General features: G+C 57.3%; 13 protein-coding genes. 10 read left to right on the forward strand and 3 right to left on the reverse strand.

What is annotated here, in order from left to right; all coding sequences use genetic code 11:
* Positions 1 to 68 precede the first annotated feature (68 nt).
* From pgeF to CKROP_RS03720, 6 genes are all read left to right on the forward strand, one after another.
* Entirely contained in the window at positions 69 to 770 is a 702-nt protein-coding gene (gene pgeF / locus CKROP_RS03695; RefSeq protein ID WP_081429474.1) for a peptidoglycan editing factor PgeF, read from the forward strand.
* A gap of 99 nt (positions 771 to 869) precedes the next feature.
* The gene (locus CKROP_RS03700) at positions 870 to 1,619 is read left to right on the forward strand and encodes a YggS family pyridoxal phosphate-dependent enzyme (protein WP_012731397.1); all 750 of its coding nucleotides are present in this window, start codon (positions 870 to 872) and stop codon (positions 1,617 to 1,619) included.
* A 40-nt stretch (positions 1,620 to 1,659) separates the two neighbouring features.
* Positions 1,660 to 2,172, forward strand: coding sequence for a cell division protein SepF (locus tag CKROP_RS03705; RefSeq protein WP_237698440.1), 513 nt, complete (start codon positions 1,660 to 1,662; stop codon positions 2,170 to 2,172).
* A gap of 58 nt (positions 2,173 to 2,230) precedes the next feature.
* Positions 2,231 to 2,536 (forward strand): YggT family protein, encoded by a 306-nt coding sequence (locus CKROP_RS03710; protein ID WP_041628789.1) that lies wholly within the window; start codon positions 2,231 to 2,233, stop codon positions 2,534 to 2,536.
* Between the two features lie 343 nt (positions 2,537 to 2,879).
* Positions 2,880 to 3,932 (forward strand): DivIVA domain-containing protein, encoded by a 1,053-nt coding sequence (locus CKROP_RS03715; protein WP_041629229.1) that lies wholly within the window; start codon positions 2,880 to 2,882, stop codon positions 3,930 to 3,932.
* A gap of 106 nt (positions 3,933 to 4,038) precedes the next feature.
* Positions 4,039 to 4,233: a hypothetical protein gene (locus CKROP_RS03720; RefSeq protein WP_012731401.1), complete on the forward strand. Its 195-nt coding sequence runs from the start codon at positions 4,039 to 4,041 to the stop codon at positions 4,231 to 4,233.
* A 66-nt stretch (positions 4,234 to 4,299) separates the two neighbouring features.
* Here CKROP_RS03720 and CKROP_RS03725 read toward each other — a convergent pair whose 3' ends face one another.
* Complete coding sequence (locus CKROP_RS03725) at positions 4,300 to 4,584, reverse strand: hypothetical protein (RefSeq protein WP_012731402.1); 285 nt, start codon at positions 4,582 to 4,584, stop codon at positions 4,300 to 4,302.
* A gap of 64 nt (positions 4,585 to 4,648) precedes the next feature.
* On the opposite strand from CKROP_RS03725, the gene ileS reads away from it, so the two are divergent.
* Positions 4,649 to 7,891 (forward strand): isoleucine--tRNA ligase, encoded by a 3,243-nt coding sequence (ileS, locus tag CKROP_RS03730; protein ID WP_012731403.1) that lies wholly within the window; start codon positions 4,649 to 4,651, stop codon positions 7,889 to 7,891.
* 72 nt (positions 7,892 to 7,963) lie between these two features.
* Positions 7,964 to 9,466, forward strand: a complete 1,503-nt coding sequence (locus tag CKROP_RS03735) for a DNA polymerase IV (RefSeq protein WP_052292351.1) — start codon at positions 7,964 to 7,966, stop codon at positions 9,464 to 9,466.
* Here CKROP_RS03735 and CKROP_RS03740 read toward each other — a convergent pair whose 3' ends face one another.
* Together CKROP_RS03740 and CKROP_RS10655 are read right to left on the reverse strand one after the other, a co-directional pair.
* Positions 9,467 to 10,468: an asparaginase gene (locus CKROP_RS03740; RefSeq protein WP_012731405.1), complete on the reverse strand. Its 1,002-nt coding sequence runs from the start codon at positions 10,466 to 10,468 to the stop codon at positions 9,467 to 9,469. It abuts the gene before it with no gap.
* Positions 10,469 to 10,478: 10 nt separating this feature from the next.
* Entirely contained in the window at positions 10,479 to 11,426 is a 948-nt protein-coding gene (locus CKROP_RS10655) for a DUF6263 family protein (protein ID WP_148209636.1), read from the reverse strand.
* Between the two features lie 70 nt (positions 11,427 to 11,496).
* Here CKROP_RS10655 and lspA point away from each other — a divergent pair, with 70 nt between their 5' ends.
* Together lspA and CKROP_RS03755 are read left to right on the forward strand one after the other, a co-directional pair.
* Entirely contained in the window at positions 11,497 to 11,973 is a 477-nt protein-coding gene (gene lspA / locus CKROP_RS03750) for a signal peptidase II (protein WP_012731407.1), read from the forward strand.
* 19 nt (positions 11,974 to 11,992) lie between these two features.
* Positions 11,993 to 12,934: an RluA family pseudouridine synthase gene (locus CKROP_RS03755; RefSeq protein WP_012731408.1), complete on the forward strand. Its 942-nt coding sequence runs from the start codon at positions 11,993 to 11,995 to the stop codon at positions 12,932 to 12,934.
* Positions 12,935 to 13,010: the final 76 nt, after the last annotated feature.

Below are 13,010 nucleotides of genomic sequence, written 5' to 3' on the forward strand. Positions count from 1 at the left end.
TTAAGAAACAGAAGGATGGCGTGACGATTAACAATCCCACTCCAGAACCCCGTCGCGTTCGCAAAGTCATGACTACGCGAGCCGGCGGGGTTTCCCGTGCGCCCTATGAATCATTCAATCTCGGCGATCACGTCGGCGATGACCCAGCTGCCGTCGCCGAGAACCGCGAGCACTTTGCTCGGGTTCTGGGTCTTCCCATGGATCGTGTTCTCTATATGGAACAGATTCATTCCCCGACGGTCACGGTCGTTAATAGTTCGATGACAAGCCCAATTGAAGCAACAGACGCGATGGTCACGACCGAACGTGACTTAGCCTTGGTCGTGCTCACTGCGGACTGTGTGCCGTTGCTCCTCTCCGACGACGTGTCCGGCATTGTTGCCGCTGTCCACGCGGGTCGATTGGGCGCGCGCAACGGGATCGTCAAAGCGACGGTGGAAACGATGATCCGCTGTGGGGCCAAGTCGGCACACATGCACGCACTGATGGGCGCGGCTGCGTCGGGAGAGCGGTACGAAGTGCCCGCTGATATGGTCCGTGATGTAGAGCAGCACCTGCCCGGGTCATCGAGCACCACGCAATGGGGAACTCCGAGCCTCGATTTACGACGAGGGCTGGTTCGTCAATTGATGAGTATGGGTGTCACGGCGATTGATGCGGATCCCCGGTGCACGATTAGTGAGGACGCAACGTTCTTCTCGTACAGGCGTGAGGGCACGACAGGTAGGCAGGCGGCCGCAGTGTGGATGCCGTCGGAGGCGTGGACATAAGATCGCGTCGCCGTCGCTGACAAGCGGGTATGCGGCTGACCGGTAAAGAGTTTGCTGGCAGTCAAAGAATGTGAGTAGCTGGAAAGGAATGGGCTGGTGATGGCTACCTACGACGAACGGAAAGCGGAGTTGTCGTCCCGCCTTGACGAGGTATCCCGTCGCATTGCACGCGCAGCTGAGTCAGCAGGGCGAGATCCTAAAGATATTGAGCTACTGCCGGTCACAAAGTTTCACCCCTACGAGGACCTCCAGGCATTAGCGGATTGTGGGGTCACCGTGGTGGGTGAAAACCGTGAGCAGGAAGCACGCGATAAAGCCCGCCGGCTCGGCGAAGATGGGGTGGGTCTTCATATCGACATGATCGGCCAGGTGCAGTCGAAGAAGACTAATCACATTGCACGGTGGGCTCACCGGGTTCACACTGTTGATCGGCTCAAAATTGTTCATGGTCTTGATAACGGCATGAAGCGTGCGCTGGACGCGGGTGACCGTGTAAGCACACAGCACGAGAACGTCGATGAGCTCCCAGTTTTTATTCAATGGAGTGCCGACGGTGATCCGTCGCGAGGCGGAGCGAAGGAAGATGATCTCGATTCCCTCGCAGACGCCGTCAATTCGTCGCAGTATCTCACCCTTGAGGGGCTGATGGTGGTGCCGCCGCGGGATGATGATTCAGCACAGGTCTTTGCCCGCGCTGCTGAATTATCTGAGGCCATTCGCCAGAAGCATGAAGGTCGCGGGGGTTTGTCGGCCGGGATGTCGGGCGATCTGGAAAATGCGATTGCGGCCGGATCAACAGTTGTGCGTGTCGGAACAGCTATTCTTGGCTCTAGGCCAGTAACTTTGTGAGCATATCAACGGAGGAAGGACTCTTACTATGGCCGGCTCAATGGATAAAGTAAAAGAATTCTTCGGCCTTCAGCCTGTAGAAGACTATAAACGCGATAGTTATTATGACGATGATTACGAGGACTACGACGATTACGACGATCGCCCCGTAGAGCGTGAGCCCCACGCCGACTCTTATCCCCGCGATTCCTATGGCTATCGGTCGGGGAGTAGCTACGGTGGATCCCGTTATTACTCCTCGTCGACGCCGGAATCCCGGGGAACGACGACAGAGTCGCCTCGTGAGCCCGAGATTGTGCGGATAACCCTGGCCTCGTTCCGGCAAGCCCGCCAAATTGGGGAAGCGTTCCGCAATGGTGACATCGTCGTTTATGACGTATCGGCGATGGAAAAGTCCCAGGCGCAGCGTGTGGCCGACTTCGCTGCAGGGATTCAGATTGCGCTCGACGCGCGGACCGAGAAGCTTACTCCGCGCAAGTTTGCGCTGATTCCGAAAGGCGTCAGGCTGGACGACGAGCAGAAAGAGCAGCTGAAAGAGCCCGACTCTCTCTAAGCCCCGTCCGTCCGGTACGCTGTATCGAAATTATTTGTTAATGCGGTAAAGGACACGTGTGACTGCTCTTTCGCTCACTATCTATACGATCGCGCGGATTTACTCTTTCATCCTGATCGTCAGGATCGTCGTTGAAATGATCGCCAGTTTCTCCCGGTCTTGGCGGCCTCCGCGGTGGTTTGCGTTGGCTGCGGAGCCTTTCTTTGTTGTCACAGACCCACCGGTCAAAGCTCTGAGAAAACTCATTCCTCCCCTCAACCTTGGGGGCGGCGTGGGCCTGGACCTATCAGTCCTCGTTTTGTTCTTCGCGCTGGAAGTTATTGCGATGGTATTCCGACCGACTGGTGTGTTCGGCTTGTACTAATTCCGCGCGAGTGGCCCGCTTTTCGTGAAACTGGCGAAAAAATTGGGACACTTGATACGCTATATGCGCTATAGTGCGGTAGACTAACGACGTTAATCGAATATTTTGGGGTCGCAGTAGATAGCAACGGCTAATCGGTAGTAGCTACGAGCTGCTGAGGTTGCCGGGGCTGTTGTGATCAGAACATTTCTCGGCGATGTAACGTGTAAAGCGTTATCAATGAAGTTAAAATAGATCTCACAACTGCGTTTCCAGAGACAGATAGAAACTCGGGATGGTATCCGAGTCCACCGCGTGCGGTGGACGGCGGTTGGCGTTCCGTATGAAAGTGAAGGGAATTTCCATGCAGCTGACTCCCGCTGATGTGCATAATGTAGCGTTCAGCAAGCCGCCGATCGGCAAGCGTGGCTACAACGAGGATGAGGTTGACCAGTTCCTCGACCTTGTCGAAGACACTCTCAGTGAGCTGCTTGATGAAAACTCTGAACTCAAGAGTGCCGTAGAAAGCAACTCGACAGAGTCTCGTGATGCTGCTTCATCTTCTGCAGCATCGGCACCAAGTGCTGGGTCCTCGGTTGATGAGGGCGCTCTCCGTGCGGAGATTGAGAGCCAGGTTCGCAGTGAACTGGAACAGTCACTCCGCCGAGACATTGAGCAGAAAGTTCGCCAGAACCTTGAAGCTGAGTACGAAGCACGGTTGGTCGAGGCTCGCAAACAAGCCGAGGCCGATGCTCGCGCTCGCTTCGAGTCTGAGAAGCAAAGCCAGCCGCAACAGCCCGCGCAGGCTGCATCGTCGGTCCCCGGTACCGACAGCGAGACCGGCGAGGCCACGGCAGAGACTCACATGCAGGCAGCTCGCGTCCTAAGCTTGGCCCAGGAGATGGCGGATCGTCTCACCAACGACGCCCGTCAGGAATCCCAGTCCATGCTGGATGAGGCTCGTACTGCAGCCAACAAGACCATTTCCGACGCTGACGAGTCCTCGAAGCGCACGCTGGCCGATGCAGAGTCCCGCTCGACAAGCCAGCTCAACGACGCTAAGCAGAAGTCGGATTCCATGATCGCCGAGGCTCGCCAGAAGTCCGAGGCCATGGTGGCAGATGCTAAGCAGAAGTCGGAGACAATGATTTCCGACGCCACCGCACAGTCGGAGGCTCAGGTCCGGTCGGCTCAGGAGAAGGCAGATCAGCTGCGTAGCGACGCCGAGCGTAAGCACGCAGAGATCATGACCACCGTGAAGAAGCAGCAGGAAGCTCTGGAGGCTCGTATCGAAGAGCTCCGTACCTTCGAGCGCGAATACCGTACCCGCCTGAAGACCTTCCTCGAATCTCAGCTGGAGGATTTGAACTCACGTGGTTCTGCGGCACCCGCCGGCCAGCTCGAGTCCAATGACTAGGTAGTTCCCTTCGTTTTATCGACCCACTGCGGGCTAGTTTCCCGCGGTGGGTTAATTTTTGTCTTATTTGGATTTGCTAGGCTGGTGACAAACAAAGGATGTGGTTATGACCGTATTAGCTCTGCTTCTAGCCGTTGTGGCTTTTGCCTTTCTCGTTCTTGCCCTGGTGTTGGCATCAAAAGCGTGGGCAATAGCCTGCATCGTGGTAGGAGCTATAGGAGTTCTTATCGTCATCATCGATATCATCGTTAAACGGAAAGAGCGAGCTGGGAAGAGCGGTAAATCCGTGAATGGGGAATAATGAACGCGCGTTCCCGGTTGTAAATTTTTAGCATCATCGATAATCCCGTATAGTTTTGTTCGTCCGCTATGATCCGGCTATCTCCGGGGAGCGACTCGGAAGAACAGACACCAGAACTGCACTGTGGCGGCGATGCCCGTAATAGTGCGGATGAGGTGCCCCAGTAGAACCGAGCGGTTCGGCACCGTCACCGTCGTTAATGAGTGGGATATGGTCCGTGCTCCGTTCCAGTGGTGATCGAAGCAGCGTAAGGCCATATCCAATCAGGGTGGTACCGCGCGTGAGCGTCCCTGGCCGAGCAATGCTGAGCTCGATGAAGCGCGGTTCGCCTTCCACAGGTATCCGTGCCATCGGCTCCGCTACGTCATTCGTTGTTATGACAGCCTAGATAAGAGGAGCCAGGGTGACCGATAACATGTCGACGTCGGAGACAAAATCTGATTCTCCCAGGAACCCGGAGGATGCGACTCCTGCGGGTGGCGCATACCCGCGTGTCGATCTTGCAGAAGGATCTACGCGCTTTGCCGATATGGAACCCAAGGTGTTGGATTTTTGGAAGAAAGATCGCACCTTTGAAGAATCAATTATCCAGCGCGATGGCGCCCCAGAGTATGTGTTCTACGACGGCCCTCCCTTCGCAAATGGTTTGCCCCACTACGGGCACTTGCTCACCGGGTACGTCAAGGACATCATCCCCCGGTATCAAACGATGCGTGGCAAGAAAGTTGCCCGCGTCTTTGGGTGGGACTGCCACGGTCTTCCTGCCGAGCTTGAGGCAGAAAAGCAGCTAGGCATCAAGGACAAAGGCGAAATCGAGTCGATGGGGCTCGAAGCCTTTAATGACTACTGCGCGAAGTCCGTCCTTCGCTACACCGAGGAATGGAAGGCGTACGTCACCCGGCAAGCTCGGTGGGTTGATTTCGAGCATGGCTACAAAACCATGAACCTCGACTTCATGGAGTCTGTGATGTGGGCCTTCAAGACTCTCTACGACAAAGGGCTCATCTATCAGGGGTTCCGCGTCCTTCCGTACTCGTGGGCAGAGCACACGCCATTGTCGAATCAGGAGACTCGTCTCGACGATTCGTACAAGCTGCGTCAAGACCCCACCGTTACGGTGGCATTCCCGATCACCGGGGTGAAAGAGGGGACTAGTGCCGACGACAGTCTGGTCGGCGCCTTGGCCCTTGCCTGGACGACGACGCCGTGGACGCTGCCGTCGAACTTGGCGCTGGCTGTTAATCCGAACGTGACCTACGTCGAGGTTGAGGTCGGCAGCACCGGGCTTGACGAGTTCAAAGGTCAACGCGTTCTGCTAGCCGAAGACCTCGTCGGCGCCTACAAGAAAGAACTGGGTAAGGACTATAAAGTCCTCTCCACTCACCCGGGGAGCGACCTCGTCGGCCTGACCTATGAGCCGATCTTCGATTACTTCAAAGATAATCCGAATTCGTTCCAGATCCTCCCGGCGGATTACGTCACGACGGAAGATGGTACGGGTATCGTCCACCAGGCCCCGGCTTTTGGTGAAGACGATATGAACACGACGAACCAGTTTGATATCCCGCTGGTTATCCCCGTGGATGCTGACGGGAAGTTCACGTCTGAGGTCCCGGATTATGAAGGCCAACTGGTCTTTGATGCGAACAAGCAGATCATCAAGGATTTGAAGAAGGCCAAGCGTATCGTGCGCCACCAGACGATCGAGCACTCGTATCCGCACTCATGGCGGTCGGGCCAGCCACTGATCTACATGGCGTTACCGTCGTGGTTTGTGTCGGTGACGAAGTTCCGCGACCGCATGGTTGAGCTCAACCACGACCAAGTTGAGTGGCTCCCGGAGCATATTCGCGACGGGCAGTTCGGGAAGTGGCTCGAAGGCGCCCGCGATTGGAACATCTCCCGAAATCGGTACTGGGGCTCACCCATCCCCGTATGGGTCTCTGATAACCCGGAGTATCCGCGTGTCGACGTCTACGGTTCGCTTGACGAACTCGAGCGAGATTTTGGGACACGTCCCGAGTCGCTTCACCGCCCCTACATCGACGAGCTGACTCGCCCCAACCCGGACGATCCGACGGGCAAGTCGACGATGCACCGCGTGCCAGAAGTTCTCGACTGCTGGTTTGAGTCGGGGTCGATGCCGTTTGCTCAGGTTCATTACCCCTTTGAGAACCAGGAATGGTTTGAAAAGCATGCTCCGGCGGATTTCGTGGTGGAATACTCCGGCCAGACGCGCGGATGGTTCTACACGATGCACGTGTTGGCAACAGCGCTGTTTGATCGGCCAGCGTTCAAACGCGTCGTCGCCCACGGAATTGTCCTGGGTAATGACGGTTTGAAGATGTCCAAATCGAAGGGCAATTATCCGAACGTCAACGAAGTGTTCGACCGCGACGGGTCGGATGCGATGCGCTGGTTCTTGATGTCGTCGCCGATCCTTCGCGGCGGAAACCTGATCGTCACCGAGGAAGGCATCCGTGAGGGCGTGCGCCAGGCGATGCTCCCAATGTGGAACGCGTATTCGTTCCTTGCTCTGTACGCCTCGAAACCGGCGGAGTGGTCGACGTCGTCGACGAATGTCCTGGACCGGTATATCCTCGCTAAATTGCACGACACTATCGACGAAGTCACGAAGGCTTTAGACGATACTGACGTTGCGCGCGCGACGGATGAGGTGCGCTGGTTCTGCGATGCGCTGACAAACTGGTATGTGCGTCGGTCACGTGATCGTTTCTGGGCTGGGGACACGGTCAAGCCGGAAGCCTTTAATACGCTGTATACGGTGCTGGAAACGTTGACTCGTGTGACTGCACCCCTGTTGCCGATGCTCTCGGAGGTGCTGTGGCGTGCCCTGAATGGTGGGCGTTCGGTGCACCTGGCTGATTGGCCTTCGTCTGATGCCATCCCGTCAGATCCTGACTTGGTCAAGGCGATGGATGGTGTGCGGTCCGCGTGCTCGGCTGCGTCGTCGTTGCGGAAGGCTCATCACTTGCGGAACCGGTTGCCCTTGCTGTCGGTGACCGTGGCGATGCCTCATTCGTCGTCCTTGGAGCCATTTGCGGACATCATTCGCGATGAAGTCAATGTCAAGGATGTTATCTTGACTGACGATGTTAATTCCGTGGGACGCTTTGAAGCTGTTGTCAATGCTCGCGTTGCCGGCCCCCGTCTAGGCAAGGATGTCCAGAAGGCGATTAAGGCAGTGAAGGCGGGTGACTACACCGTTGACGGAGACGTTCTTCGTGCCGACGATATTGACCTCAAGCCCGAGGAATTCACGCGTCGTCTTGTTGCGGTGAACCCAGACACGACTGCTGAAATCGAAGGAACTGAGGGCCTGGTTGTCATCGACACCACGATGACGCCGGAGCTCGAGGTTGAAGGCTGGGCGGCCGACCGGATTCGCGGAATTCAGGAGGCCCGCAAACAGGCAGGGCTGAACGTCTCTGACCGCATCGCGTTGACGATGTACGTCCCCGACGACAAGGTCGATATGGTGAAGTCCCAGAAGGACACCATCGCCTCCGAGGTTTTGGCGACCTCGGTCGAGATCAAGGCCGCAGCGGAGGCTCCGTCTGAGGCCACAGACCTGTCGGATGGCTGCTTTGCCTCGGTGGCAGTTGATCTTCGACGCGACAACTCCGACGCGTCATAACGGCGACGGGCATAAGAGCGCTCTCATACCGGGCGAGTGGTTTTAGTCAGAAAGGATGACATCTGTAGAGATATGGCGAACACCACGCACGACGATGCCAGCCAGCATCGGTGGGTTCTCCATATCGACATGGATGCCTTCTTTGCCTCGTGTGAGCAATTAACCCGCCCGACCCTGCGTGGCCGCCCGGTATTAGTGGGCGGAGTGTCCGGTCGTGGCGTCGTCGCCGGAGCCTCCTATGAAGCCCGCGTGTTCGGTGTCCATTCTGCGATGCCCATGATGCGTGCCCGTCGCTTAGTCGGGTACGCCGGGATCACCGTGAGGCCGCGTTTTGATGTCTATAAAACCGCGTCTCGACGGGTCATGGAGATTCTTCGTGAAGAAGCCGGGCTGATTGAGCAGCTCAGCGTGGACGAAGCCTTCATGGAGCCGGACGAACTCAGTGGCGCCACTCCCGATGGAGTGCGCAAATGGGCTGGACATCTAAGGAAGCGCATTAGGGAGGAAACCGGGCTGCCGTCGTCGGTGGGAGCCGGAGCTGGGAAACAATTCGCCAAGATAGGGTCGGGTTTGGCCAAGCCCGATGGAACCTTTGTCATTCCGGTGCAGGACCAGCACGCTATTCTCGATCCGCTGCCGGTGCGAAAGCTGTGGGGAATTGGCCCGGTAGCGGAAGCTAAATTGGCCGACATTGGGGTGAGGACGATCGAGCAATTCGCCCGTATGTCCAGAACCGATGTGGAAATGGCGTTGGGGAAGACGAATGGGCCAGCCTTGTGGCTGCTTGCTCAGGGGCATGATCCACGCCCTGTTGCGCCGCGGGCGGAAGCGAAGCAAGTGTCGTCGGAATCGACGTTCAGCGACGACGTCACCACCTTGGATGGGGTGGACGAAGGCATACGTGCGGCCTTGACGAAGGCTCACCGTCGCCTCATGAATGATGGTCGTGGGGCGCGCACGGTGACGGTGAAGCTCAAGCGTGCTGATTTCGAGCGGCACACGCGGTCAGAAACACTTCCTTTTTCGACGACGGATTGGGACGTGCTGTACCGCGTTGCCAGCCGCCTCGCGGCCGATCCTGCTGTTTTTGGTGCTGTTCGCCTGGTTGGAGTGTCTCTCTCAGGGCTGGAATCTGCTCGCCAGGAAGCATTGTTTCCGGATCTCGATCCGTCACAAGGGGCGGACTACCGAGCCCTTACGGAGGCTGATAGTGATTTCGAGGCGGGAGTTGTGTCAGCGGCGAATACTCCGACGGCGTCCGTCGATAGTGACGAACTTGCGAACGCTTCGACGGAAGCGGATGCGGAGCAACCTGAGTTCGATGGTGCTCCGACGGATGCGTCCCACACGGAAACATCTGTGTGGCCTGCGACGATCGATGTTTACCATCCTAAGTACGGCCACGGGTGGGTACAAGGTTCGGGACACGGCGTGGTGAGTGTTCGGTTCGAAACGCGCACGACGGGGAAAGGGCTAGTACGAAGCTTTCCGGTCGATACGCCGGAGCTCATTCCTGCAGATCCCATCGATAGCCTTGAGTGGGGCGACTGGCTAGGGCTAGTTCACGGTGAATGATCACACGTCAAATAGCGTTTGCGGATGAACCTCAGCGTCAATGGCCGCAGCAAGGATAATTCGCGCCTGGCCAGCATGAACGCACCCGGCACCGATAACGCCCTGCCGAGAGAGAGTCAGTCCACCTCCGTCGCCACCGTATAGGGGATTGACGTTTCCTCGCGGGACGCGGCTTGCCATCACGATGGGAATTCCTTGTTTCAGCGCGGACGTGATCGCCGTCGCTAAGGCGTCGCCGACATTTCCCGCGCCCATGCCCTCGATAACGAGTCCCTCGGTGCCGGCGTCGATAGCCGCGTTCAACAGGGTGGCGTCGGCTCCAGGGTATGCCGGGATGATGTCGACGCGATGCCCTGCGAATGTGACCTTGGGCAACGGGCGCGGCCGCGGTGGTTCATCGGGTGCGTTGGTCGCAAAAGCAAGCGGATCGGATGTGTGCCATTTCACCGCTCCACGTGCGGGAATGACCGCATGTCCGAAGACGATCAGCACTCCAATGTCGCGAGCAGAATTATCTGTTGCGATGACAATTGACTCGAACAAGTTTCCGGGCCCGTCGGCCTCCGGGTGGTCGGCGGGCCGTTGTGCACCAGTGAAGATGACCGGACGGGAATCATTATGGACAATGTCAGCCGCGATGGCTGATTCCTCCATCGAGTCGGTTCCGTGCGTGACGACGACACCGGTGACCTCAGGATCGCTGAGGACCTCTTTAATAGCCGCGTTGATGGTGTCGTAATCGTCGAATGTGATTGAGGAGCTGTCGAGCTGCGATATATCGCGCGCTTCGACGATGACGTTGCCCTCAAAGCGTTGAACTACCGGATCAACGAGTTGTTGTGTCGACAAGGTTGGCACTAGTGCCCCGGACGAGTCATGGGTGCAGGAAATTGTGCCCCCGGTGCCGAGGACAACGATGCGCGGGGGCGTGGCAGAGGGCTGAGCGGAGGTCTCCTGCTGTGACGCGGTGGCATCGTCTGGTTTGGTCGCTGAAAATGTCATGATGGGTAACCTACTTCCACGTCATCGCGCGCTGATTCTTTTGAATAATCGACGTCCCGCCCGCCGTTGAGTTTTTCTCGGGGGCGGGCGACTTGTCGTCAGACTGTCCGCTGGAGTCGCCGGCATAGGTCGTGATCGTCGTGGTGTCGATGGAGCCCTTGACCGGGATCGGCTTCGTCAGGTCAACAGTGACTGTGTCGACGTGGGTGCTGGTCGACGAGTCTTTGACATCCAGCGAGCCCTTAGTATCGGACGGCACATCAGGCGCTTCCGAGAGGGAGAGGGACGTGGTGCTAGGGCGTTGTTGAACGCTGGCCTCGAGTTCGACGGTATTACCCTCGTGATTCTTCAGGGTGTAGGTAATCGTCTTCACTGCAGGTGAAGGTTCGTTTACTTTAATCCGGACGTCCCATTGAGCCCCGATGCCCACCGGATCAGTGGGGAACACGACGGGGGTAGAGAGGTATTGCGTGAGCGCACGTTCAATGGAGGCACGCGCAGTTTCCGTCGCCTTCTCAGGGGCAGTGAAGGTTGCTTCAGACTTAATGCCGCTGGGGGAATTATTCGTCTTCAGTGTGAACCCTTGGGCGGTCGCAATATCGGAATTGAGCTTGTCGTTAGACCCAGTCGGTTTTCCGAGTGTGATGGTGTCGCGTTTCGCGGTGTAGGGCAGCGTCATTGTCGTGGACGTCACGTCCGGCACCTTGTCGGCATTGGTTTCCTGCCCGAACCCTTGTGTCACGTCCATCGTTCCGTGCTGGTCAGAGTCACTGAGGTCATATGTGAGCTTCGACTGCGGTTGTTCCCCCGGGTTTGTCACAGTAACGACGGTCGCCTCCAGGTTCACGGTGGCGGAATTCTGTTTTTTAGCGTCGTTACTATCTGAGCCACAACCTGTCGCGAATAAGAGGAGTATGGCACTTCCAGCGGCAGCGATTCGACGGAGCATGACATTCACGCCGTCAATTTTACCGACGACCCTGGACATGACGTAGCGGCATGGGGTGATAGGGCGACACTTCGTTACTATGGTCTGCGTGAATCGATGGATTGTCCTGGGCATCGTGACGGCGGTGGCGATTGTTGATCAACTGGTGAAATCGCTCCTTGTGGCGGTTCTTACACCCGGACACGCGTATACGATCATTCCGGGTTTTCGTCTGTACCTCATCCGTAATTCGGGGGCAGCCTTTAGTATGGGCAGCAGTGCAACGATCGTGTTCACCGTGATCCAGGTCCTCGCCGTCATCGCCGTTCTGGTGTGGGCCCCACGCATGAAGGCGAGGTGGGAAACGCTAGCTTTCGGTCTGATTGGTGGCGGTGCGCTGGGTAATCTTCTGGATCGCCTGTTTCGGAGTCCTGGTTTTGGCGTCGGGCACGTGGTGGACTTCATTTCGGTGGGTCGTTTCGCAATTTTCAATCTGGCAGATTCGGCGATCACCATTGGTGTGGTGCTTTATATTGCTGGGGTTCTCTTCGGTGGTAGACAGAGAGAAGCGCGATAATAGGTAGGTGAGTGAAATAATGCGTGATTCTCGGCGCATGCCTGTTCCCGTGGGGCTCGACGGTCTCCGCGTCGATTCGGGCTTGTCAAAGTTACTCGGCCTATCTCGCACGGTTGTTGCCGATCTCGCATCATCGGGAGACATTCTTATCGACGGTGTTCCGGCGTCGAAGTCCGATCGCTTGACGACGGATTCGTGGTTGGATGTCACTCTGCCGGAGTCGCGATCGATCGCGGATGAGCCTGCCCGTGAGGTTGAGGGCATGGATATTCTGTACAGCGATAGCGACGTCATCGTCGTCGATAAGCCGGTGGGGGTGGCTGCTCATCCGACGATGGGGTGGGATGGCCCCACTGTGACCTCGGGTTTACGTGCCGCTGGATTTCGCGTGTCGACGTCGGGGCCGCCGGAGCGGCAAGGCATTGTCCAGCGCCTCGATGTGGGTACGTCCGGGGTGATGATTGTTGCGGCGTCGGAGCGGGCATATTCGCTGCTCAAGCAGGCGTTTCGGGATCGCACCGTCGATAAGACGTACCATGCCCTGGTCCAAGGACATCCGGATCCGACGGTGGGCACGATTGACGCACCTATCGCTCGGCACCCAGGTGCAGGGTGGAAGTTCGCTGTCCGTTCGGATGGCAAACGAGCGGTGACGCATTATTCGACTATGGAAGCTTTTCGGGAAGCGACGTTGGTGTCGGTTCATCTCGAAACGGGGCGGACGCATCAGATCCGCGTCCACTTTTCTGCGCTGCATCACCCGTGTTGTGGTGATCCGATGTATGGGTCTGATCCGAAGTTGACGGAGCATTTGGGCCTGTCGCGGCAGTGGCTCCATGCGGTTTCCTTAGGTTTTACCCATCCTGATGGCCATTACATGGTGGTAGAATCCCCGTATCCTGCGGATTTGGATCACGCTTTAACCACGCTCCGGCGTGATAACGGGATGCTTGATGGATAGCCACAACCGTCATAGCTATGACCCACGCAGTCACAACCGGCACAGCCGTGGATCCACCTCGCGACGTTCTAGATCG

Source organism: Corynebacterium kroppenstedtii DSM 44385 (assembly GCF_000023145.1).
Lineage (GTDB): Bacteria > Actinomycetota > Actinomycetes > Mycobacteriales > Mycobacteriaceae > Corynebacterium > Corynebacterium kroppenstedtii.

Excerpts from the sequence above, each read along its gene's own strand:
- CKROP_RS03740 (WP_012731405.1), bottom strand. The coding sequence starts at position 10,468 with ATGACATTTTCAGCGACCAAACCAGACGATGCCACCGCGTCACAGCAG.
- pgeF (WP_081429474.1), top strand. The coding sequence starts at position 69 with ATGACTACGCGAGCCGGCGGGGTTTCCCGTGCGCCCTATGAATCATTC.
- CKROP_RS03725 (WP_012731402.1), bottom strand. The coding sequence starts at position 4,584 with ATGGCACGGATACCTGTGGAAGGCGAACCGCGCTTCATCGAGCTCAGC.
- lspA (WP_012731407.1), top strand. The coding sequence starts at position 11,497 with ATGGTCTGCGTGAATCGATGGATTGTCCTGGGCATCGTGACGGCGGTG.
- CKROP_RS03755 (WP_012731408.1), top strand. The coding sequence starts at position 11,993 with ATGCGTGATTCTCGGCGCATGCCTGTTCCCGTGGGGCTCGACGGTCTC.
- CKROP_RS03735 (WP_052292351.1), top strand. The coding sequence starts at position 7,964 with ATGGCGAACACCACGCACGACGATGCCAGCCAGCATCGGTGGGTTCTC.
- CKROP_RS03700 (WP_012731397.1), top strand. The coding sequence starts at position 870 with ATGGCTACCTACGACGAACGGAAAGCGGAGTTGTCGTCCCGCCTTGAC.
- CKROP_RS03715 (WP_041629229.1), top strand. The coding sequence starts at position 2,880 with ATGCAGCTGACTCCCGCTGATGTGCATAATGTAGCGTTCAGCAAGCCG.
- ileS (WP_012731403.1), top strand. The coding sequence starts at position 4,649 with ATGTCGACGTCGGAGACAAAATCTGATTCTCCCAGGAACCCGGAGGAT.
- CKROP_RS03720 (WP_012731401.1), top strand. The coding sequence starts at position 4,039 with ATGACCGTATTAGCTCTGCTTCTAGCCGTTGTGGCTTTTGCCTTTCTC.
- CKROP_RS03705 (WP_237698440.1), top strand. The coding sequence starts at position 1,660 with ATGGATAAAGTAAAAGAATTCTTCGGCCTTCAGCCTGTAGAAGACTAT.